This is a genomic window from Ochrobactrum sp. BTU1 (assembly GCA_018798825.1).
Taxonomy (GTDB): Bacteria; Pseudomonadota; Alphaproteobacteria; order Rhizobiales; family Rhizobiaceae; genus Brucella.
In genome coordinates this window covers 533167-556816 of the sequence record CP076355.1, presented here as the reverse complement: position 1 = coordinate 556816, position 23650 = coordinate 533167, and the positions used below count along the sequence as shown (strand labels likewise).

Below are 23650 nucleotides of genomic sequence, written 5' to 3'. Positions count from 1 at the left end.
TGTAAGAAACACCCTCTTGAAAGGGCGGAATTACTGACTAAATCGAAGCGGTCATCCTGACAAAACTCGTTCGATCAAATGGAGATTTCGATGAGCGACCGTTTGTTTGACAGTCCTGTTTTCGTGAAGGACGGACCTTATATCGTCCGCGAAATTGGCAGCATCGGAGATGCCTTAGATTTTCTAGATGAGCGCCCCTTACACGACCGTGATCTGATTTATGAGACAGCTTGGAAAGCGTGCTGCGATGCTCACGACTGTATCAAACCAGTTGAAGCAGCAGAAAGCGCCATTCGAGGGTTCGCCAAGAAGCGCGGTATACTTGAAGAGCCCGAGGTCGCAATTCCTTGGATGACGGGGAAAACACCAGGTGGCGGACGGGTTCAGGCATAGGAGCGTGTCATGCTTTGGTTTCTGTTAATCCTAGCAGCAATAATAGCTGCTCTCGCCTATGTAACGACGACACTGGCTTGGAAGGAGATTAAGTACCATAGGAAACATCCTCGCCGCCCGTAGTCACCAAGACTAAAAAGCCCCGGCAACGCGCCGGGGTTTACTTTGCATCTTGTCTCACAATCTTTGCGCCCTACTTCCCAACCATTCACTGTATCGAAGCACCTGCTCGTGTTGCACCAGTGATAAGCCCCGGCTCGAAACGATTACCCACGAGCCGGGGCTTTTTAAGTCTCAACTCTTGACGCCCCGATTTTTTGATCTAGCTATTGGTCATTCACGGCATCACAGCCCCCGCTTGAATGCAAAGTCAGTAACCCCGGTCCAGGGCTTGCCCGCCTACCGGGGTTTTCTTTCCCCAGTACACTGAACTTTTTCCCGTCATACGAGTTTATTCGGCTGGAGGATCGACTATGGGTTGGTTTATCGGCTTCACGACGGCTGCCCTACTTGCTTTGATTGGCTTTATGATATGGCAGGAGTGTCGCAGAAAATGACGCTGTTTGGGTTCTTAATTTCTGATCAAGGTTTGCTCGTGCTAGGCGCGATTGTCGCGACAGGCGGAGCTTGCATTCTTTTATGGAAGCTTCCGCAATGAGCATTTGAATATGCGGGCAAGCCTTAACGACGCGACTGGATGGCCTGCATAGCCCCGGCCCTAACACCTCAGGGCCGGGGTTTTTATGGAGCAAGCAATTCCGCCGCTCTTTCCTCACCTAATAACTGCGTAGCTAACTGTTCAAGCAGCGGCCAAAGCTCGTGATCAGAACGGAAGGTTTGAGCTGCACGGACGATATTTCGCGACCGCGGGCCCTGCGTATCCATTGCAGCTTCAATCTGGGCAGCTTTGGTCTTCGAAGTACGTTCCCCAGAGTGCGACGGCTGTGATGATAGTCACGACGGGTCCGGCTCCGGTACAGGCGAGCTATATTCAATGACTTTTGCGATGCCCGCTATTGTTGATAAACTCATGCCATTGCTCTTCTGTGGTTTTGACAGCATCATTGGGTATGAGGCAATCCGGGCTCCTAGCTTAAACTGGCTGGTACTGTTGCTGCCCGCAAATCGAGCCTCAAAAAATGGATGGAAAATTTGGAGTCAAATCAGGTGGCTTAACCCATGCGCCATCTGCCAAACCATGTGTCGTGGACTCCCCGCTACGCCCTGAAAACAGTGATAAGCAGTGTAGAAAATGGAATCTTACGGAACATGGCTAGCAAAGCTGTAGCAAGCTCAAGCATTTGATATTGTAGGAGTGTCTTGGTGAGCGCGCAGGGATTCGAACCCTGGACCTACTGATTAAAAGTCAGTTGCTCTACCGGCTGAGCTACGCGCTCCCAGAAGGGAACCAAATCTTCCCTGGAAGTGCGGCGGAACATACGGGCGACTTTCCAAATGGTCAACACCATAAAATCAAGTTTCTTCAACATGAACTCAAAAAATCGACACCTATGGACAAATTTCCATGAAATATTGGGTAGGCGGTCGATTTTTGATGATCACAAAGCGTGTGTATCAACAAAAATTCGCTTACCTGCTCATCCGAGACGACAAAGATTCGCATCACCAATGGCAAAATAGCCCAAAAAACTCGAGCTTTTAAAAATCGATTCCGATTGTTGACATGTTACTATAGGTTCACGGATATAACCCACTCCAGCAATTCGGTTTTCATGTCCTTAGTAGCCAAAGCATTTTTTCAGTTCAGGCACTCCCTATCAGGCATAGGGCTTGCACTCGGAACTTTATTGTTTGCAGCGGCGCTAACACCAAGTCTCGTCCCACGAACCTACGTTCTACAGGGAATATTGTGCGGTGTCGCATTTGGTTCAGGATATGGCTTGGGTGTTTTTTGGCGTTGGCTCTGGCACTATTTGGAGCTACCCGAACCGGGGCACTGGTGGCGCAGCCGAGTAAATCTGGTCGTTAGCCTTATCTGTCTGGCATTTGCGATCGTTGCGCTTTACTCTTCGCAGGGCTGGCAAAATTCAGTCCGCGCAGTGATGGGTATGGAACCGGTGCCAAGCGCCTATCCAGCAAGTGTCTGCGCACTAGCTGTTATCACCTTTTTGTTTCTCCTGCTGTTGGCGCGCAGCCTCATCGGACTTGGCCGCTTTATTTCTGCACGAATACACCGTGTAGTGCCTCGCAGAGTAGCAAATGTCATTGGTGTCGCGATAACAATTATCCTGATCTGGACAATTGCTAACGGCCTGTTGATCCAATCCACTTTCAAGGTACTTGATCGTTCGTTTCGCGAATATGATGCGCTCATCGAGCCGGATCGACCCCAGCCTTTGGCGGCAAACAAAACGGGAAGTCCCCTTTCGCTGCTCCAGTGGGATGAGCTTGGTCGAGCCGGGCGCGAATTTGTTTCGTCTGGTCCAACGGGCACCGACATCTCATCGTTCACAAGACGCCCTGCTGTCGACCCTATCCGCGTTTATGCAGGTCTAAATGTGGCTGACACGACCAAAGAGCGTGCTGAGCGAGCATTGGGTGAACTCAAGCGGCAAAATGGATTTGATCGTTCAGTCCTTGTAATTATTACGCCCACTGGGACAGGCTGGGTTGATCCCGCGGCTATGGATGGTCTCGAATATCTTCACGATGGCAATGTAGCCAGCATCGCCATGCAATACTCCTATTTAAACAGCCCGCTTTCACTTCTTTTTCAGCCGGAATATGGCGCCGAAGCCTCGCGTGCTTTGTTCACAACTGTCTACAACCACTGGAAAACACTCCCGAAGGACAAGCGGCCACGTCTGTATCTCTACGGTCTGAGCCTTGGAGCCATGAACTCGGAAAAATCGGTTTCGCTCTTCGAACTGCTGGGAGATCCGATTAATGGCGCTCTCTGGAGTGGGCCTCCTTTTCCTAGTCGCAATTGGATGCAGATGACGCGAGACCGAAACATTGGGACACCTGAATGGCTTCCTGTATTCAAAGATGGGTCTTTTGTTCGCTTTATGAACCAGGACGGTGAAGCACCTGGCAACGGTGACCATTGGGGACCGCTACGCATCGTTTATCTGCAATATGCCAGCGATGCAGTCGTCTTCTTTGACACCCATTCTTTTTATCGTCAGCCGGACTGGATGAACGAACCACGCGGCCCCGACGTTTCCGCACAACTCCGCTGGTATCCGGTCGTGACAATGCTGCAACTAACGTTGGATATGGCATTCGCAACTGCAACGCCCATGGGACACGGTCATGTTTACGCACCAGAGCATTATGTCGATGCTTGGTTAGAAGTCGCTGATGTGAATGGTTGGAGCACGGAACAGATTAATCGCTTGAAGCAATATCTGCATCATAAAATGACCGGTGACAACATCGAGGATACGACCAGCGCGGCGGTTAGTAGCACGATACCGTCCTGTCGGTGAAAGAGCCGATCCCACACATGAAAACAGCCGCCCTCTTGAGGCGGCTGCATTTCCGAATTTTCGATACTATTAACGGTATGGCGAATAGCACTGCTGACGCGGACCATTATATGGCTGGAACGTATTGTCCGAAGCGCGATACGATCTGTAGCGGTTATAGCACCACTGAACATGGCTATTGCTAGCGCGGTAAACCGGCTGAGGTGCTGGCTGAGCGATTGCACCACCGATGATCGCGCCAGCGCCGAACGCTGCCAGCGGATACCACCAGCCATCATTATGACGACGATAGCCATGACGATAGTGGTTATAGCCGCGATGACCATTCCAATAACCCGGACGAGGGCGATGATGATTCCAACCCGGACGCGGACCAGGGCGGTGCCCATTCCAGCCAGGGCGACCGGGACGATGACCGTTCCAATTACCATGACCACGGCGGTCCCAACGATCACGTACTTGCATGACATTATTGGCATCAACAAGCTGAGCGGTGGGCAGGACCGGAGCAGCAGAGACAGGCGCCATCGCACCGATCATAAAAGCTGCGCCGACCAAGCCAACCATCATTTTCTTTAAGTTGTTTATCATCTTGTTCTCCAGTTCAACTGCACACATCATTATCGATGCTAGATGAACGTGTGCTGAATGATAATGAGGAATATATAGCGCCCTATACATCTGACAAGTGATTGGCATGGTTTAGGGAAAAGCAATCTCGTGTGTTGAGGCTCATGTCATGTTGGCTTTAATCCGACTTAAGTCTCAAAGCGATTTTATTCGCCATGGTCCACATTATCAGTTAGTTTTGCCCGTGGCTGATGGGCGTCGTAACTTTGTGTTTATGGTGGGGTTTGCCGTGTCTACTGAGTTGGAAGCATCCAGATTTTGTGCTGCAGACATGATTTCCAAAGAAGCTGATCCTTTTCTGGCGGCTGTAGAAAATACACCCACACCTATGCTTATCACCAATCCGCAATTTTCCGACAATCCGATTGTCTTTGCGAACAAAGCATTTTTGCTGTTAACGGGATATTCGGCAGATCAGGTGATCGGCCAAAATTGCCGTTTCCTGCAAGGTTCTGGAACCAATCCAGATGATGTGATTGCAATAAAAACGGCAATCTCAGCAGGCACTTCAATCGATATCGACATATTAAACTATAAGAAATCAGGCGAAGCCTTTTGGAACCGGCTGCACATTTCACCAGTCAGAAGCTCCGATGGTGTAATCCAGCATTTCGTTTCCACACAACTCGATGTCACGCTCGAGCTAAAACGTCTGGTTGAATTGGAGCAAGAGCGTGACTCGCTTTCCAGTGAGACAAAACGGCATCAGAACTATCTCGATTACATCGTTAATGCCGCAAATATCGGCTATTGGACCCGTGATCTGAAGACAGGGAGCGTAACCGGTTCTGTTGAGTGCCGCCGGATTTTTGGCTTTAGGGACGATGAACACATAAATTTCGACCAAATTCTTGAGCTGATCGCGCTTGAGGATCGTATGTCGGTAATTCAAAAGACGGAGGCTGCTTTTTTAACTGGTGAGCCGTATTCCATGGAATATCGGATCGTAAACAGAACCGGGCAGACAATCTGGGTGGAAACGCGAGCCAAAGCGCTGCTCGGCGACAATCCGACATTGCTTGGCGTTATGCTGGATGTGACCGAACGCAAGCAGACCGAAGCTGACAAGGCATTAGTGACGAGGGAAATCTCCCACCGCTTCAAAAATTCCATGGCTATGGTCCAATCCATCGCCAACCAGACTTTACGTAATGCAGAAAGTTCCGAACAGGCAAGCAAGCTGTTCAACGAGCGTCTTCACGCGTTGGCCCAAGCGCATGACATGCTGCTGCAAGATGACTGGGGTGGCACAACCATTATGCAGATCGCTAATACGGCATTGGCTCCGTTCAACAGAACTTTTGGCAATCGCATCCGCATGAGTGGGCCTTCGCTCTTTGTAAGTGACCGGGTAACGGTATCGCTTTCTCTCGGTCTCTATGAGCTTACGACCAATGCGGTGAAGTACGGTGCCCTGTCCAACGAGCATGGTAGCGTCGATTTCAGCTGGGATATTGTCGATGACCAAGGCGAAAAAAAATTCCAGATGCGTTGGCTGGAAACCAATGGTCCGTCCGTTGCGCGACCTTCGCGACGAGGCTTTGGCCAGCGGCTTATCCGGCTTGTTCTTGCCGAAGAGCTCAAGGCACGGTGCGACATCGACTTTGATCCCACAGGCTTGAGAATAAATGTGCTCGCGCCGATCACAACCGATGTATTTCCAGGCTTTGATCATAGGATAAGTGCGAGCCCACTAATCGTCTGACATCACGCTTTCGCGTAGAGGCATTTTGACATCTGGCGGCAGAGCATAAAAAACGCCATATGCTGCCATCATGAACGACAGCTCTGCTCTTTTTTCCGAACAATCCGAAGTCACCGCTCAGCAGAAGGAAACGCATTTCCTCCCCGTCATAGTCGACGCGCCGCCTGTTGATTGGCTGATATCGGACGGTTTGACGGATTACGACGAAGCGCTCGCTTTTATGGAAGCGCGCGTGGCAGCTATTCGTGAAGGTGCGGCCAACGAACTCGTCTGGCTCGTCGAGCACCCATCGCTCTACACGGCTGGCACCAGTGCTCAATCAGCAGATCTGCTAACGCCCGATCGCTTTCCCGTGTTCAATACCGGACGCGGCGGCGAATATACTTATCACGGTCCCGGCCAGCGTGTGGCTTATGTCATGCTCGACCTGAAGCGGCGCCGTGAAGATGTGCGCGCATTTGTGACCGCGCTTGAGCAATGGATTGTAGAAACGCTCGCGCAGTTCAATGTCAAAGGTGAAAGGCGTGCAGATCGCGTTGGTGTATGGGTTGTCCGTCCCGAAAAGCCGCTGCTTGCCAGTGGCGGCATGTGCGAAGACAAGATTGCCGCTATTGGAATTCGTCTGCGCCGGTGGGTAAGCTTCCATGGTATTGCCATCAATGTCGAGCCGGAACTCGAACATTTTGGCGGCATTGTTCCGTGCGGGATTTCTGATTACGGCGTGACAAGTCTCGTCGATCTAGGTCTTCCGGTGACGATGGGCGATGTCGATGTTGCATTGGGCACGGCCTTCGAAAACGTCTTCGGACCTCGCCAGACAAAATAATCAGGCGCTCTTCACGCGCCGCTCGCGCATGAAGACATAGAAGCCTGATCCCACGATGATCGCGATGCCGAACCATTTGGACGGCGTCGGAAAATCGCCAAACACCAGCAAACCGACCAGAACCGCATTAACAATTTCCAGATATTGGAACGGCGCAAGCATGGATGCGGGTGCGAGCTTGAATGCCTGCACCACGAGGAGATGGCTGACGGTACCAATTGTACCGAGCAAAAGCAGAAGCAGCCAAGGCTGCAGGCTATGCGGCAGCGCAAAACTCAAATCTTCAATGCCTAGACCCGTGCCGAATACCATCGCCAAACCTGCTAGCGCCGCCCCGCCGATACCGGCATAAAGCTGCATGACGACCGGGCTTTCCTTTGTGCCATACTTTCGGTTCAGGATCAGATAAATTGCAAAAGTTACAGCGGTTGCGAGAGGCAACAAGGATACTGCCCCGAAAATCTCGAAACTTGGCTGAATAACGATCATCGTGCCAATGAGACCGATACCCACAGCGCTGAAACGACGCCAGCCGACTTTTTCCTTGAGGAAAACGGCTGAAAGCAGCGTCAGGATCAACGGTTCAGCAAAAAACACAGCCATGGCGTCTGCCAGAGGCATATATTTTACAGCCGTGAAGAAACACGTTCCTCCAAAGCCCATCAGCGCCCCGCGCACAAGATTGCCGACAAGATGAGTGGTCCGTAGGGACGCGAAACCACTCATGACGATCAGCACGAAAAACATCAGCACTGACTGAATGAAAAAGCGCATGAAGGTGACAGTGGCCGGCGGCATATTATCCATCATGGCAAGCCATTTACCGATGGCATCCATGAGAGGCAGCAGCAATACCGAAAGCACCATGATCGCCATGCCCTTTACGTGGGCTTCTGTGCCGCCTACTACCCTACCCTGCATCTCATTACTCGCAATTTTCCAACTGCCATTGCGCTTACGCGAATGGCCTGCCCGTTTCCATCTTAATTCGCTCAAGCAAAGCGCCCGGTTTGACTTTCGCCATGTTTCTGGTGCAAATCGGTTTCACTGTGAGCAAAACCATTTGATAACTTGGGTCAAAAATGGAACGTAAGGCGAACTCTGTTCGCATTGCGGCTAATCTCGTGGCATTATTCACGTGATTCGCAGCTAACTTATTTCGTGCCGTTCGGTAGGGGCGGTTCATTCGGTTTTAGACAGAAAGCTTTTCGCACCAATATGGACGACAGCAACGATCTCTTTTCCAGAGTAGTTAACAATGCCCGTGAACGGCAGATGGAGCAGCAGCCCAAGAAGGCTCCCGCATCGACATCCATTGCGCAAGCGGCAACGACACCATCCGCACCGAAATCAGCTGCTGTCGCAACCAAGGCTCCGCCCGTTTCATCTGGAGCAGATGATTACAACGCCTCCTCTATTCGTGTTCTGGAAGGGCTCGAGCCCGTCCGTCTGCGGCCAGGTATGTATATCGGCGGCACGGACGAGAAAGCTCTGCATCACCTCTTTGCAGAAGTCATCGATAACTCGATGGACGAAGCTGTTGCAGGCCATGCCAATTTCATTGAAGTCAGCTTCGACGCCGACGGTTTCCTAACGGTAAGCGATAACGGACGCGGTATTCCGGTTGATGAACACCCGCAAGTCCCGGGAAAATCGACGCTTGAAGTCATCATGACCAAGCTACACGCGGGCGGTAAATTCGATGGCAAAGCCTATGAAACCTCTGGCGGCCTGCACGGCGTGGGTGTTTCGGTGGTTAACGCGCTTTCTGATGTTCTGGAAGTAGAAGTCGCGCGCAATCGCCGTCTTTATCGCCAGCGCTTTTCGCGCGGCATTCCGCAGGGTGGCCTTGAAGATGTCGGCGAAGTCCATAACCGTCGCGGTACGCGCGTCCGCTTTCATCCTGACCCGGATATCTTCGGCAAAACCGCGCAATTCGATCCGCACCGGCTGTACCGCATGGCCCGCTCGAAGGCTTATCTGTTTGGTGGGGTAGAGATTCGCTGGAGCTGCGATCCGTCGCTTCTCGACCCAAAGAAGGAAACGCCGGAAAAGGCTGTTTTCCACTTCCCCGGTGGCCTCAAGGATTATCTCTCTGCCTCGCTCGGCAAAGAACATCAGGTGACGCGCGAGATTTTCTCAGGCCGTACAGAAAAGCAGGGCGGACATGGCGCTGTTGAATGGGCTGTATCGTGGTACGGGGGGGATGGCTTCGTCAATTCCTACTGTAACACCATCCCTACGGGCGACGGCGGCACGCATGAAGCAGGTCTTCGCATTGCATTAACGCGTGGCCTAAAGGCCTATGCGGAACTGACCAATAACAAGCGTGCGTCGATTATCACCACCGATGACGTGATGATTTCTGCAGCAGCGATGCTCTCGGTCTTCATTCGCGAACCGGAGTTTGTGGGCCAGACCAAGGATAAGCTTGCAACCGTCGAAGCGCAGCGTATCGTGGAAAATGTTATTCGCGATCCGTTTGATCACTGGCTTACAGCTTCACCGCAGGAAGCATCGCGCTTGCTCGACTGGGTTGTAGACCGTGCAGAAGAGCGTCTTCGTCGCCGTCAAGAAAAGGAAACCGTTCGAAAGAGCGCGACGCGTAAACTGCGCCTTCCGGGCAAGCTTGCGGACTGCACTCAGAATGCTGCAGCAGGTGCAGAACTTTTCATCGTCGAAGGTGACTCGGCTGGCGGCTCCGCGAAGCAGGCACGTAATCGCTCCAATCAGGCGATCTTGCCCCTACGCGGTAAAATCCTCAATGTTGCCAGTGCTGGTCGTGAGAAGCTGACAGCCAACCAGCAGATTGCTGATCTAGTGCAGGCGTTGGGCAGTGGCACGCGAAAAAATTATCGTGAAGAAGATTTGCGTTATGACCGCGTCATCGTGATGACCGATGCTGACGTGGACGGCGCGCATATTGCATCGCTGCTCATTACGTTCTTCTACCAGGAAATGCCAGATCTCATCCGCAACGGGCATCTGTATCTGGCAGTCCCACCGCTTTATCGTCTGAGCCAGGGTGGCAAAGTCGCCTATGCTCGTGACGACGCACACAAGGACGAGCTGCTTCGCACAATGTTTACCGGACGCGGAAAAATCGAAATCGGCCGTTTCAAAGGCCTTGGCGAAATGCGCGCCGAGCAGCTGAAAGAAACGACGATGGATCCGAAAAAGCGTACGCTTCTTCGTGTTCATGTCGATGAAGACTACATAGATGAGACGCGCAGCACTGTTGATGATCTGATGGGTACAAAGCCGGAAGCCCGCTTCCGGTTCATTCAGGATCGTGCCGCTTTTGTGGAAGAACTGGATATTTAAACTTTGTTTTTCTCCCTATCGTGCGCTTGTCGAATGGTCGGGAGAGATACGAATTTCACCATGTCCCCAATCTTGTGAAGGAAATGGATAATCTTTTGAGGCAAAAGCTCAATTCTTGACGTCAATGCCAAGCTTGGTTTCAATTTCCTCTGTCGACTCTTTAACGAAAAATGTCAGGTCTGCGCTGAGCGTAACGATACGGGTTCCAGTGCCGTAAGCGTTGTATGACAGGACGTGATTGAAGTTCACTGCAACCCTCTCGCCGCTGACATCCGTAAGCATGATCCACATGTGCCCCTCCTCATGAAACTAATTGCTACAGAATAGGATAGGAGCTTTGCTTGAAATGGCAATGCTCGTCTAAAGCTTTGCCTGCATTCTAACCTTTTCAACCTTACGACCAAAACTCTCCGACCATTCGTCGCTGCGGTGATAAGTCTTGAACCCTACCTTTTCATAAAGCCCTATTGCTGGTGAATTATCCGCATGGGTGCCGATTTCAGCCTCCGCAAAGCCGTCAAGCACAATCTGCACCATCAGCGCACCAAGCAATGCCCCGCCTACGCCCTGACCGTGATACACGGGATCAATCCAGAGGTCGGAAATGTAGTTTGATTTCGGGACACGAGCGCCCCAACCGTATATTTCGCCGCATCGTTCCGCCAACAAAACACCATCGCCATTCCCGCGCAAGTCGCGCAGGAATTTGGCTTGGAGTTCCGACCGGCTTTCATCCCTCAGCACAATGTCGCGCGCTGTGTTTTGCCATGCGCGCACCGCGATTTCGGCCATAAAAACAAATTCGCCGGTCATTTCTGGCCGGCGAATGGAAACTTCAGATTTTACCACCATTTCTTCGGTGTAAAGCGTCCCGCAGCTTGCTCAATTGCGCCAGCAGCCTGAAACAGCGTTTCTTCTTCAAACGGGCGACCGATCAGCTGCAGACCAAGCGGCAGCCCCTGATCGTTGAGGCCAGCAGGAACCGCGATACCCGGCAGGCCAGCCATGTTAAGCGTGATGGTGAAGATGTCATTGAGATACATCTTGACCGGATCGTTTGCGAGTTCCTTATCGCCAATGCTGAACGCAGCGGAAGGCGTAACAGGCGTCAGGATTGCATGAACGCCGCTTGCAAAGACATTTTCAAAGTCTTTGTTGATCAGCGTGCGAACCTTCTGAGCGCGTAGATAATATGCGTCGTAATAGCCAGCCGATAGAACATAGGTTCCGGTCAGAATACGGCGCTTCACTTCCTTGCCAAAACCTGCAGCACGGCTCTGTTCGTACATATCGGCAATATCCTTGCCTGGTACGCGCAGACCGTAACGTACGCCATCATAACGTGCGAGATTGGACGAAGCTTCCGCAGGTGCCACAATGTAATAGGCAGCAAGCGCATATTTTGTGTGCGGCAGCGAAACATCGACGATTTCAGCGCCAGCATCTTTGAGATACTGGACGCCCTTCTGCCAGAGCGCTTCGATTTCTTCCGGCATACCATCGATACGATATTCCCTCGGAATACCAATCTTGAGGCCCTTCAGCGACTTGCCGATAGCTGCTTCGTAGTCCGGCACTGGCAAATCAACCGAAGTGGTATCTTTGAGATCAAGCGATGCCATAGACTTGAGCAGAATCGCGGCATCCCGCACATCGCGAGCAATCGGGCCAGCCTGATCAAGCGAGGATGCATAAGCAACTGTGCCCCAGCGCGAAACACGACCATAGGTCGGCTTGATACCGACAGTGCCGGTGAAAGCCGCTGGCTGACGGATCGAGCCGCCCGTATCGGTTGCCGTGGCGCCTGCGCAGAGATGTGCAGCAACAGCTGCCGAAGAACCACCCGACGAGCCGCCCGGCACCAAATCAACGTCCGAGCCGTTCGCACGCCACGGGTTCTTCACAGGGCCATAATAGGAGCTCTCATTGGACGAGCCCATAGCGAATTCGTCCATGTTAAGCTTGCCCAGCATGACAGCGCCGTCAGACCAGAGATTGGCTGTAACGGTCGATTCATATTCAGGCTTGAAGCCATCGAGAATATGTGAGCAGGCCTGCGTGTGAACACCTTTGGTCGCAAACAGGTCTTTCACGCCAAGCGGAATGCCTTCGAGTGCACCCGCCTTACCTTCGGCAATGCGGGCATCAGAAGCTTTTGCCATTTCGCGCGCTTTTTCTGGTGTCACAGCGACATAGGCATTCAGCTTGTCATTGGCGGATTCAATAGCCGCAATATAGGCTTCTGTGAGTTCGGTCGCGGTGAAAGCCTTGGCCTTCAGCTTGTCGCGCGCTTCGGCAATGGTCAGTGCGGTCAGTTCGCTCATCATCAAATCCTGTAAAGTCACGCCTCAACGAGACGCTTTTCAAAAAAGGCGCTGTATTCGGAGTCGGGATAATCCAGAACCACTCCGCAACGCTCAAAACCTGAATTTTCATAAAGCCGCCAGGCAGCATCAAAGCCCGGGCCGGTGCCCGTTTCAAGGACCAGGCGCGAAGCACCCTTGGCTCTTGCCAGCTCGACAATCGCATCGACAAGATGTGAGCCGATACGCTTGCCTCGAACTTCCGGGCGCGTGAACATGCGCTTGAGTTCACCCACTCGGTTACCGTGCATCTTCAGCGCGCCACAGCCGACGGCCTTGCCATCTTCATCGCGCGCGACGAAAACCGTAGTGTCCGGCTCCGCCATCTGTTCAACAGTCATCTTGAACTGGAACTCGATAGGAGAAAGCGGCAGCATATGCGTGTTCAATGCTCTAACAAGATCACGCACATCATCCTGTAATGGGGTCTCGACGGAAACCCGAATAGCCATCGATTTACTCCACGACCTTTGGCACGACGAAGAAATTATCTTCGGTCACAGGCGCATTGGCAACAATGGCACTGGCGATATTGCCGTCCGTCACTGCATCGTCGCGCAAACGCATCTTCATCGGCGTGACCGACGTCATCGGCTCAACGCCTTCAATGTCGACTTCGTTCAACTGCTCGACAAAGCCCAGAATTGCATTAAGTTCGCCGGTCATGCGCTCTGCTTCGTCTTCATTGACAGCAATGCGCGCAAGATGCGCGACGCGCTTGACGGTGGAAATATCGACGGACATTCTGTTCTCCGCAAATTCATAACTTAGAGCGGCCGACCGCCACCCCGAAAAGGTTCTTTTACCGGCTATAACGGTGCGGGTGGGGAAGCGCAACATTTCTTGCGCTTCGTTCCGTAGTTAGCCAAAATTAGAATGTGTGAACGGTGCCAGCGTCAGCCACCAACACCTTCGTTTCCTTATGGTCGGACATTGCCGCTACAAACTTGTCTGCCGTCTTTTCAATGAATGGGAACGAGCCGTAATGGCATGGCAGGACGGTTTTGAAGTTGAAATAGCGCTGACACGCAAGAGCTGCCACAGCACCGCCCATGGTAAAACGATCACCCACGGGCACAATGCCGATTTCTGGCTGATGCAGTTCATTGATCAGCGCCATATCAGAGAAAATGTCCGTGTCACCCATGTGATAAAGTGTCGGCGCATTCTCGAAATGGAATACCAGGCCGTTTGGATTACCCATCGATTGAGTGATGCCGTCTTCTGTCATCAACGCTGAGGAATGCAGTGCATTAACAAACGTTACACTGAAACCATCGCAGACAATGGTTCCGCCAGTATTACCCATGCTGAACTTTTCCAGACCTTTGCGCCCTAGCCAACCGGTGATTTCTGGATTTGCGATAACAGTCGCATCGGTTTCTTTGGCAATCTCAACGGTGTCCCCAATATGATCGCCATGACCATGGGTCAGCGCAATATGCGTGGTGCCCTTGGTGACTTCCTTGAAATCGATGCCCTTGGCACCCGGATTTCCATTGATGAACGGATCAATCAGAATGACGGACTTATCCGTTTCAATGCGATAGGCTGCATGGCCCAACCAGGTGATTTTCATTGTGTTTCTCCTTGCGGCTCGATTTTCAGCTTTAAAACAGATATTACGGCTCAATTCCATCAGGCAATATGAAGCCTGATCAAAATACTATGAGGACATATGGCCGTCGTTGAGATCGAAGAAGTTTTGGAAATTCTGCAGCGCGGCCAGACGATCGCCGGGCTTGATCTCGGCACCAAAACTATTGGGCTTGCGGTTTCCGATCTGGGCCTGTCGTTCTCGCATCCCCGTCCAGTTATCAAACGCACCAAATTCACAATCGATGCACAGGTACTGCTGAAAGCACTCGAAGCCGACAAAGTCGGCGTCATTATTATTGGCCTGCCGATGAATATGGACGGTTCAGCAGGACCACGTGTTCAGGCAACACGGGCTTTCGTGCGCACCATGCAGCCGCTAACCGATCTGCCCTTCGTGTTCTGGGACGAGCGCCTATCGACGGTCGCAGCCGAACGCGCACTGATCGGCATGGATGTTTCACGCGGCAAGCGGGCCGAACGCATCGATTCGGCCGCCGCTTCCTTCATTTTGCAAGGCGCACTGGATCGCCTGCACATGCTACGCTCATCACAATCCCACGACAGCGATTACGACGTTGGATAAAGCTGATCGAGTATCCGGTTGGCATTATGGCGTGCATCTAGCATGCCATAGGTCGAGCGCCACTGCCCACCAAGGCGCGTTTCGATGAAGGCATCGGCCACGTCGTCTGCACCAAGATTGCGCAATTCGGCAGCAGAAGCAGCATAAGCGAGCTGCTCCGTCAGAAGACGCGCAACGCCCTGATCGGTTTCGGTAAGCTGCAAGGCTGCCTGCAACACGTCGATCGTTCCTTGACCACGTACGCCCAGTTGTTCGCTGATCCAGTCGAGAACGTCGTCAAACAGCGACGGCGCGCGAGCGAGCACGCGCGCTACATCAAGCGCCATGACATTGCCCGAACCTTCCCAGATCGCATTGACCGGCGCTTCACGATAGGCGCGTGCGAGATTGCCGTCCTCAATGTAACCATTGCCACCGAGGCATTCCATCGCTTCATAAAGCAATGAAGGTGCGATTTTGCAGACCCAGTATTTTACAACTGGCGTCATGCAGCGTGCGAAAGCAGCTTCCGCGCGATCACTTGCAGCCATGTCAAAGGCACGCGCCAGACGCATAGAAAGTGCGGTCGCACCGGCGACATCCAGTGCCATATCGGCAAGAACGCGGTTCATCAGCGGCTGTTCAATAAGCTTTTGCCCACCCACCTCGCGATGGCGCGCATGGTGAACGGCCTCGGCCAGCCCCGAGCGCATCAGGCCAGCAGAGGCAACCGCGCAATCAAGTCGCGTCAGCGTGACCATATCCATGATGGTTTTAATGCCTTCGCCAGGATTTCCAACCAGATGACCTATAGCCCCGTCGAACTCCACTTCGGATGAAGCATTGGACTTGTTGCCGAGCTTGTCTTTCAAACGCTGGAAGAAGAATCCGTTTCCAGCCGCCTCATTGGTCAGTCGCGGCAGCAGGAAGCAGGAAAGCCCCTCTTCCGCCTGCGCAAGCACCAGAAAGGCATCCGACATAGGCGCAGACATGAACCACTTATGGCCGCTGATTGTGTAGGTCCCGTCTTCATTGCGTTCTGCGCGGGTGCTATTGGCACGAACATCCGTGCCACCCTGCTTCTCGGTCATGCCCATACCAAGCGTAATGCCCTGCTTCTGCAAGGCGGGCTTTTGCATGGAATCATATTTGCGCGACAGAACCTGCGGCGACCATTCCTTGTAAAGATCAGGCGAAGCCATTACCGCTGCGAGCGAAGCATTCGTCATGGTCAAGGGACAGAGATGGCCTACCTCAAGCTGTGCGGTCAGGTAGAAACGCGCGGCGCGCGCCTGATGGCGACGTCCAGCTTCAGCTGGATTGGCTTCCCATATCGAACAATGAAGCCCCTGCGCAATCGAACGGCGCATCAACGCATGATAAGCTGGATGATATTCCACCAGATCGACGCGGCGCCCCTGACGATCATGGGTGCGCAGCTTTGGCAATTCGGTATTGGCGAGACGTGCAAGATCATGCGCTTCCGCTGACAGGACGAAACGCCCGGTATTCTCCAGATCAGTATGTAGTTCTTTAGGGAAACGCGCTGCGATCTGCATCAGAAGCGGATCGCCCAGATATGCATTCGTACCCGTCATAGACGGGGTCTGGTTGGTGACTTCGTGCGTTTTCACAGGCTCATCCGTTCGGCTTTGTTCAACTCAAAATCAGCTTGCGAGCCGCTTGAGGCGCGCAGAGCTGACATTCTATGCGTTCTTGCATTGTAATTTACTAACATTTTCCGACAGCTCACCGCTTTATGCCCAAAGAATACAGGTTTTTCTTTGTGAATCTGCCAAAGCCATTATAAGGGCGGTTGCGGTCCAGCTTTCTCGGCTCTATACGGGTGACTTGCCATGACAAATCAAACGGTCTCACCGATTTTCCCTCATCGCCACCTGCTTGGCATCAAGGGGCTATCGCCCCTGGACATCAATTGTCTTCTCGATCTTGCGGATCAGGAAGTGGCTGTCTCCAGACAGTCCGAGAAGAAAAAGTCCGTGCTGCGCGGTCGCACCCAGATCAACCTCTTCTTTGAAGCATCGACACGAACGCAATCATCGTTCGAACTCGCCGGAAAACGGCTGGGTGCGGACGTGATGAACATGTCGGTCGGCAACTCTTCGGTCAAGAAGGGCGAAACGCTCATCGACACCGCGATGACGCTGAACGCCATGCAGCCAGATATTCTGGTCATACGCCATGCTTCTGCCGGTGCTGCGGCGCTCCTTGCGCAAAAAGTCGGCTGTGCAGTCGTCAATGCTGGCGACGGTGCGCACGAGCACCCGACACAGGCGCTGCTCGACGCGTTGACCATCCGCCGTGCCAAGGGCGACATCGGAAACCTGAGCGTTGCCATTTGCGGCGATGTGCTTCACTCGCGCGTTGCGCGCTCAAACATTCTGCTTCTAAATGCACTTGGCGCACGCGTTCGCGTCGTCGCCCCTTCGACCCTGCTGCCGTCCGGCATCGCTGATATGAGTGTTGAGGTTTACAACACCATGGAAGAAGGCCTGAAAGACGCTGATGTAGTGATGATGCTGCGCCTCCAGCGTGAGCGCATGGCCGGCTCCTTCGTACCGTCTGTGCGTGAATATTTCCGCTTCTACGGTCTCGATAAGGAAAAGCTGAAGCTTGCCCGACCTGATGCACTGGTCATGCATCCCGGCCCGATGAATCGGGGTGTCGAGATTGCATCCGATGTTGCGGACGGCCCGCAGAGCATGATCCAGCAACAGGTGGAAATGGGCGTCGCTGTGCGTATGGCGGTTATGGAAGCCCTGCTCGATCCGCGTCGCGCAGAAGCCGCAGGAGAACGCGCATGAGTGCTATCCTTTTTGAAAATGCTCGCATCATTGATCCGTCTCGTGGACTTGATGAAGTCGGAAGTCTGCTGATCAAAGACGACAAGATCGTCGCCAGCGGTGCAGATATCCGCAATCAGGGCACGCCTGAAGGCGCTGAAATCATTGACCTCAACGGCATGGCTATTCTGCCAGGTCTGGTCGATTCCCGCGTTTTCATCGGTGAGCCCGGAGCTGAACACCGCGAAACCATCGCATCGGCCAGTCTGGCCGCAGCAGCTGGCGGCGTAACCTCCATGATAATGATGCCGGATACCGATCCGGTCATTGACGACGTGGCGCTCGTCGAGTTTGTGAAGCGTACTGCGCGCGACACAGCTATCGTCAATGTGCATCCCGCTGCTGCCATTACCAAGGGCCTGCATGGCGAGGAAATGACGGAAATCGGCCTGCTTCGCGATGCAGGTGCAGTTGCTTTCACTGAAGGCCGAAACACGCTCACCAACACACAATTGATGCGCCGTGCCCTGACCTATGCGCGCGACTTTGATGCTGTGATTGCCTGTGAAACCCGTGATCCCTATCTCGGTGCAAATGGGGTCATGAATGAAGGCCTCTTCGCAAGCTGGCTGGGTCTTTCGGGTAGTCCACGCGAAGCGGAAGTCATTCCACTGGAGCGTGATCTGCGCTTGGCCGCTCTCACTCACAGCAAATATCACGCAGCACAGCTTTCCTGTGCCATGTCAGCCGATGCGCTCAAGCGCTCAAAAGACCTTGGCACCAAGGTAACGGCAGGCGTTTCGATCAATCATCTGTCACTCAACGAAAACGATATTGGTGAATTCCGCACTTTCTTCCGTTTATCGCCGCCTCTGCGCAGCGAAGAAGATCGTCTGGCAATGGTTGAAGCCGTCAAGAACGGCACAATCGACATTATCGTGTCAGCACACGATCCACAGGACGTGGACACCAAGCGTCTGCCTTTTGCTGATGCAGAAGCTGGTGCAATCGGCCTGGAAACACTGCTGGCGGCGGCGCTTCGACTTCATCATAACGACAGCATTCCGCTCCTTCGTCTGGTGGAAGTGCTCTCGACTGCGCCAGCACGCATCTTCGGACTGGATGCAGGCACTCTGAAGCCCGGCGCCAAGGCTGATCTTGCGATTGTCGATCTGGACGAGCCGTGGGTGGTTCGTGAGCACGATTTGCATTCACGATCAAAGAATAGCTGCTTTGAAGGTGCCCGCTTCCAAGGTCGCGTCAACCGCACTATAGTTGGTGGCAAGACAGTTTATTCGGCTTAACATTATTAGAAAGCCGTCTTGCTTTTGGGCGGCTTTTCTTCTCAAGTAATTTGAATAAAGAACATATGGGGAGTTCCATGGCCGAAACAGGTCTGGTCAATTTAGTGACACTCTGCACGCTGATATTCGGCTATGTACTCGGCTCCATTCCCTTCGGACTCATCCTGACGCGGTTTGCAGGACTGGGCGATGTACGTTCGATTGGTTCCGGCAACATTGGCGCTACCAATGTTCTGCGCACCGGAAACAAAAAGCTCGCGGCGGCAACGCTCATTCTTGATGCGCTTAAAGGCACGGCCGCTGTATTAATCGCCTCAAAATTTGGTCAGGAGGCTGCAATTGCAGCCGGTTTCGGTGCATTTATCGGCCATCTCTTCCCGGTCTGGATCGGCTTCAAAGGCGGCAAGGGTGTCGCCACTTATCTTGGCATTCTGATTGGCCTTGCGTGGCCAGGTGCTTTGGTCTTCGTCGCGGCATGGATCATAACGGCACTTCTCACCCGCTATTCTTCACTGTCAGCACTTGTTGCCAGTCTGATCGTGCCAATCGCACTTTATGCACGCGGTGATCACGCGATTGCAGCTTTGTTCGCTGTGCTGACCATCATCGTCTTCATAAAGCATCACGCCAATATCTCGCGCCTCCTCAGCGGCACTGAAAGCAAGATAGGCAAAAAAGGTTGAAACAGCGGGCGAATTCAATTTCTGGAATTCGCCTCCCCGACCGACAGCGGCTCGACTCACTGCGCCTCATTCGTACTGAAAAACATCGGTCCCATCGCTTTCATCGACCTCATCATATTCTTTGGCTATGCCGCCATCGCCATAGAAAGACCACCTGACCTCAACATACGCGGCAGCGGTGCAAAGTCCGTGCGCTGGAAGAGCCCAACGCGAACTGGAAGCCATCGAGCGGATGGGAGCGCGCCTTTTGGGCATGGCCGAGCCGGACTATCCGCAACAATTGGAAAACTGCGAAGCTCCGCCGCCACTTGTCTTTATCAAGAGCAATCCAGGTGTCTTTCTCCCCCTGTCGCCATCGTCGGCTCGCGCAACGCGTCAATGGTCGGCGCACGCTTTACAGAGCGCCTAGCGCGCGACTTGGGTGACGTTGGCTTTGCAATAATTTCGACGTCGAACCGCATCATAGCTGGATTTTCGCGTGGTAAGCGTTCAGGTTCACTCATCAGCGCCCGCATGGCTGGTGAAATGACCGCACGGTGTTCGCATTGCTCGATCGCCGCTCGATCCACGCACCCACGAAACAAATGCACTTCTGAAACAAAACGCAACATTAGTGACCTGCGCTGCCGGCGTTATCGATTCTTTGTCCCTTCTGATCAGCCATGATACGTTCAAAACGAAGCAGAGCAGCCCGATCTGCTGACCCAGATCAATGAAGCGCCTGGGCCACTTCAAGCCATCACGACGGATGAGCAACGCGATATTCGCGTCGATGCTCTTGGGTTGGTTCTAATTGATTTTGATACGCTTGTCAGACACACAGGCATTGATGCAAGCAACGCTCAACTGATCCTGCTGGAGCTTGATTTTGCCGGGAAGCCTTTACGCTCTCCCCGCGATCAGGTCGCCTTTTTGCCACGCAAAGAGCATTTTAAACTCAATTAGACGCGCAATGGTATAGATTGCCGCGTGCTTCCTGCAATCCGATGTCCATGCGATAGTCGAGAAGATAACTATCTGTCCCTCTGGCCATTTTGACCAATCCTTTTAGCATTTCTTCTATGTAAGCCAGTGTCTCCTGACGTGTCGTATCTCGTTGAACGAGCTGTGCCCGCAAAACGTGCCGCTTTCTTTCAAATGAAAATCACCCTTCTGGTTCAAACCCGACGGATATACCGAGCCCACACACTACCCCAGGTTTTCTCTTTTATTCGCGCATCTTTAAGTTGTATTTGACGATTTTTACGGTCTAGCTCTTGACCAAACGCGAACCGCTGTTCATGTGAAAGGCAACTATTTGAACGCGATACAGGGACAACTTACCCGTAAACATCGCGAATCTGGGCTGTTGTAATGAACGTCGTTGTCGTCGAATCGCCTGCAAAGGCCAAAACTATCAACAAATATCTCGGGTCGAACTATAAGGTTCTGGCCTCGTTTGGTCATGTGCGAGATCTGCCAGCCAAGGATGGGTCTGTCCGTCCCGATGAAGATTTTGCAATGTCGTGGGAAGTTGACAGTAACTCTTCCAAGCGCTTGGCGGATATCGTCAAAGCGTTGAAGGACAGTGACGGCCTCTTTCTGGCAACTGACCCTGATCGCGAAGGGGAAGCCATTTCGTGGCACGTACTCGAAGTGCTCAACCAGAAGAAGGCCTTGAAGGGCAAGACCGTCAAGCGTGTCGCTTTTAACGCCATCACCAAGAAAGCCGTTCTCGACGCTATCGCAAATCCACGCGATATCGATGAGCCGCTCGTCGATGCCTATCTCGCTCGTCGAGCACTCGATTATCTCGTTGGCTTTACGCTTTCACCTGTCTTGTGGCGCAAGCTGCCCGGCGCTCGTTCGGCAGGTCGTGTCCAGTCGGTAGCCCTGCGTCTCGTTTGTGACCGCGAATCCGAGATCGAACGCTTTATCCGTGAAGAATACTGGAATATCGCCGCTTCGTTTAAAACACCGCGAAACGATGCTTTCACAGCTCGCCTCACTGCGGTTGACGGCAAGAGGCTCGGCAAGCTCGACATCAAGAATGAAGAGCAGGCAACGGCCATCCGTACCATGCTGGAAGGCGCAAGCTTCAAGGCAGTTTCTGTCGAAGCCAAGCCGACCAAGCGCAATCCTGGCCCTCCATTCACCACATCGACGCTTCAGCAGGCGGCATCTGGACAGCTCGGCTTTTCGGCGTCGCGCACCATGCAGGTGGCGCAGCGCCTTTATGAAGGCGTGGACATTGGCGGCGAAACCGCCGGTCTGATCACCTATATGCGTACCGACGGTGTGCAGATGGCCCCTGAAGCCATCACAGCCGCCCGCGATGCGATTGGCAAGAGCTTCGGCCCGCAATATGTGCCGGAAAAGCCACGCTACTATTCGAGCAAAGCCAAGAACGCTCAGGAAGCGCACGAAGCGATCCGTCCGACGGAATTCACGCGCCATCCAAAAGAAGTGCGCCGCTATCTCGATGAAGATCAGGCGCGTCTTTACGAGCTGATCTGGAAGCGAGCTATCGCGAGCCAGATGCAGGCTGCCGACATTGAACGCACAACGGCTGACATCGAAGCAATCAATGGTTCGCGTTCGGCAATGCTGCGCGCTAACGGTTCGGTAACGAAGTTTGACGGTTTCCTCGCGGCCTACATGGACCACCGCGAAGAAGAAGATGAGGATGAAGACAGTGCAAAGCTGCCTGAAATCCGCTCTGGTGAGGCGATTGCGCGCGAAAAGATCGACGCCACGCAACATTCGACCGAACCCCCACCGCGTTATTCTGAAGCATCACTCATCAAGAAGATGGAAGAGCTCGGAATTGGTCGTCCATCGACCTATGCGGCGACACTCGCAACGCTTCGTGATCGTGAATATATCACCATTGACAAACGTAAGCTCATGCCGGAGCCGAAGGGCCGTCTGGTTATTTCGTTCCTTGAAAGCTTCTTCAAACGCTATGTTGAATATGATTTCACAGCGGACCTCGAAGAAAAGCTCGACCTAATCTCCGACGGCAAGCTTTCCTGGAAAGACGTTCTGCGTGATTTCTGGCGCGATTTCTCCGGTTCTGTCGACGACATCAAGGAACTCCGCGTTACCAACGTTCTGGATGCGCTGAACGAAGAGCTTTCATCGCTTGCTTTCCCTGATCGCGGCGATGGTAGCGACCCGCGCACCTGCCCAACCTGTGGTACTGGCCAGCTTTCGCTGAAGCTCGGAAAGTACGGCGCGTTTGTCGGTTGTTCAAATTATCCAGAGTGCAAATTCACCCGCCAGCTTGGCGGTGAAGGCAACGGAGAAGCAGCAGCTTCCGACGAACCGAAGCAGCTGGGCAAAGATCCGTTCACCGGTGAGGAAATCACCGCGCGAACCGGTCGTTTCGGCCCATATATCCAGCGGGGCGAAGGCAAAGAAGCCAAGCGTGCAAGCCTGCCAAAAGGCTGGACGGTCGATACGCTTGATCACGAAAAAGCAATGGCGTTGCTCTCGTTGCCGCGTGACGTTGGACAGCATCCTGAAACCGGCAAGATGATCTCGGCTGGCATTGGTCGCTATGGACCTTACGTGAGCCACGATGGCACGTTTGCCAATCTCGAAAACGCTGATGAGGTGTTCTCGGTGGGCCTCAATCGCGCTGTTTCTGTCCTTGCGGATAAGCAGTCGAAGGGTGGCCGTGGCCGCTCGACGCCTGCAGCGCTTGCTACACTGGGCGACCATCCTGATGGTGGCGCAGTCACCGTTCGTGATGGCCGTTACGGTCCTTACGTCAACTGGGGCAAGGTAAATGCCACGCTGCCAAAGGGCAAGGACCCGGCCAGTGTGACGCTGGAAGAAGCGTTGGAACTCGTTACTGCCAAAGCTGGCAGCACCAAGACAAAGAAGGCTCCTGCCCGCAAATCTGCTGCCAAAGCCGCAGATGGTGAAAAGAAAGCCACACCGAAAAAAGCTGCTGCAAAGAAGCCGGCAGCAAAGAAGAAAGCCCCTTCCAAAGCAAAGGCGAAGGCGGCAGAGGAGTAA

The 23650-nt window shown here is 53.2% G+C and carries 18 protein-coding genes, 1 tRNA gene and 2 pseudogenes; 11 read left to right on the top strand and 10 right to left on the bottom strand.

Annotated features, from left to right (window positions below):
- Positions 1–90: 90 nt before the first annotated feature.
- Positions 91–393 carry a DUF982 domain-containing protein gene (locus KMS41_13895; protein QWK80000.1) on the top strand — a complete coding sequence of 101 codons (303 nt, stop codon included), beginning with the start codon at positions 91–93 and terminating at the stop codon, positions 391–393.
- A gap of 1321 nt (positions 394–1714) precedes the next feature.
- On the opposite strand, the gene KMS41_13890 is transcribed toward KMS41_13895, so the two are convergent.
- Positions 1715–1790: transfer RNA gene (locus KMS41_13890), tRNA-Lys, on the bottom strand.
- A 336-nt stretch (positions 1791–2126) separates the two neighbouring features.
- Here KMS41_13890 and KMS41_13885 point away from each other — a divergent pair.
- Positions 2127–3820: pseudogene (locus KMS41_13885) on the top strand (alpha/beta-hydrolase family protein).
- Between the two features lie 94 nt (positions 3821–3914).
- Here KMS41_13885 and KMS41_13880 read toward each other — a convergent pair.
- Positions 3915–4436, bottom strand: coding sequence for a BA14K family protein (locus KMS41_13880; protein QWK79999.1), 522 nt, complete (start codon positions 4434–4436; stop codon positions 3915–3917).
- 310 nt (positions 4437–4746) lie between these two features.
- On the opposite strand from KMS41_13880, the gene KMS41_13875 reads away from it, so the two are divergent.
- The gene (locus tag KMS41_13875; protein ID QWK80254.1) at positions 4747–6180 is read left to right on the top strand and encodes a PAS domain-containing protein; all 1434 of its coding nucleotides are present in this window, start codon (positions 4747–4749) and stop codon (positions 6178–6180) included.
- A 70-nt stretch (positions 6181–6250) separates the two neighbouring features.
- Positions 6251–7006, top strand: coding sequence for a lipoyl(octanoyl) transferase LipB (lipB, locus tag KMS41_13870; GenBank protein QWK79998.1), 756 nt, complete (start codon positions 6251–6253; stop codon positions 7004–7006).
- On the opposite strand, the gene KMS41_13865 is transcribed toward lipB, so the two are convergent.
- Entirely contained in the window at positions 7007–7927 is a 921-nt protein-coding gene (locus tag KMS41_13865) for a DMT family transporter (GenBank protein QWK80253.1), read from the bottom strand.
- Positions 7928–8224: 297 nt separating this feature from the next.
- On the opposite strand from KMS41_13865, the gene parE reads away from it, so the two are divergent.
- Entirely contained in the window at positions 8225–10330 is a 2106-nt protein-coding gene (parE, locus tag KMS41_13860; protein ID QWK79997.1) for a DNA topoisomerase IV subunit B, read from the top strand.
- Positions 10331–10438: 108 nt separating this feature from the next.
- On the opposite strand, the gene KMS41_13855 is transcribed toward parE, so the two are convergent.
- The 6 genes from KMS41_13855 to KMS41_13830 form a co-directional block, all read right to left on the bottom strand.
- The gene (locus KMS41_13855) at positions 10439–10621 is read right to left on the bottom strand and encodes a hypothetical protein (protein ID QWK79996.1); all 183 of its coding nucleotides are present in this window, start codon (positions 10619–10621) and stop codon (positions 10439–10441) included.
- Positions 10622–10690: 69 nt separating this feature from the next.
- Complete coding sequence (locus KMS41_13850) at positions 10691–11143, bottom strand: GNAT family N-acetyltransferase (protein QWK80251.1); 453 nt, start codon at positions 11141–11143, stop codon at positions 10691–10693.
- A 29-nt stretch (positions 11144–11172) separates the two neighbouring features.
- The gene (gatA, locus tag KMS41_13845; GenBank protein ID QWK80252.1) at positions 11173–12654 is read right to left on the bottom strand and encodes an Asp-tRNA(Asn)/Glu-tRNA(Gln) amidotransferase subunit GatA; all 1482 of its coding nucleotides are present in this window, start codon (positions 12652–12654) and stop codon (positions 11173–11175) included.
- A 17-nt stretch (positions 12655–12671) separates the two neighbouring features.
- The gene (locus tag KMS41_13840) at positions 12672–13145 is read right to left on the bottom strand and encodes a GNAT family N-acetyltransferase (GenBank protein ID QWK79995.1); all 474 of its coding nucleotides are present in this window, start codon (positions 13143–13145) and stop codon (positions 12672–12674) included.
- Between the two features lie 4 nt (positions 13146–13149).
- On the bottom strand, positions 13150–13437 hold the full coding sequence (gene gatC / locus KMS41_13835) for an Asp-tRNA(Asn)/Glu-tRNA(Gln) amidotransferase subunit GatC (protein ID QWK79994.1): 288 nt from the start codon (positions 13435–13437) through the stop codon (positions 13150–13152).
- Positions 13438–13564: 127 nt separating this feature from the next.
- A complete protein-coding gene (locus KMS41_13830; protein ID QWK79993.1) occupies positions 13565–14272 on the bottom strand; it encodes a metal-dependent hydrolase in 708 nt (235 codons plus the stop codon).
- Between the two features lie 99 nt (positions 14273–14371).
- Here KMS41_13830 and ruvX point away from each other — a divergent pair, with 99 nt between their 5' ends.
- Positions 14372–14875 (top strand): Holliday junction resolvase RuvX, encoded by a 504-nt coding sequence (gene ruvX, locus KMS41_13825; protein ID QWK79992.1) that lies wholly within the window; start codon positions 14372–14374, stop codon positions 14873–14875.
- Here the strand turns inward: ruvX and KMS41_13820 are convergent.
- Positions 14860–16488, bottom strand: coding sequence for an acyl-CoA dehydrogenase family protein (locus KMS41_13820; GenBank protein ID QWK79991.1), 1629 nt, complete (start codon positions 16486–16488; stop codon positions 14860–14862). The two genes, ruvX and KMS41_13820, sit on opposite strands and share 16 nt — an antisense overlap.
- Positions 16489–16710: 222 nt before the next feature.
- Here KMS41_13820 and KMS41_13815 point away from each other — a divergent pair, with 222 nt between their 5' ends.
- From KMS41_13815 to topA, 5 genes and pseudogenes are all read left to right on the top strand, one after another.
- Positions 16711–17679 carry an aspartate carbamoyltransferase catalytic subunit gene (locus KMS41_13815; protein ID QWK79990.1) on the top strand — a complete coding sequence of 323 codons (969 nt, stop codon included), beginning with the start codon at positions 16711–16713 and terminating at the stop codon, positions 17677–17679.
- Positions 17676–18962 (top strand): dihydroorotase, encoded by a 1287-nt coding sequence (locus tag KMS41_13810; GenBank protein ID QWK79989.1) that lies wholly within the window; start codon positions 17676–17678, stop codon positions 18960–18962. The genes KMS41_13815 and KMS41_13810 overlap by 4 nt, the downstream gene beginning before the upstream one ends.
- A gap of 77 nt (positions 18963–19039) precedes the next feature.
- Complete coding sequence (plsY, locus tag KMS41_13805; protein ID QWK79988.1) at positions 19040–19645, top strand: glycerol-3-phosphate 1-O-acyltransferase PlsY; 606 nt, start codon at positions 19040–19042, stop codon at positions 19643–19645.
- Between the two features lie 84 nt (positions 19646–19729).
- A pseudogene (locus KMS41_13800) lies at positions 19730–20590 on the top strand (DNA-processing protein DprA).
- Positions 20591–20998: 408 nt separating this feature from the next.
- Positions 20999–23650 carry a type I DNA topoisomerase gene (gene topA, locus KMS41_13795; GenBank protein ID QWK79987.1) on the top strand — a complete coding sequence of 884 codons (2652 nt, stop codon included), beginning with the start codon at positions 20999–21001 and terminating at the stop codon, positions 23648–23650.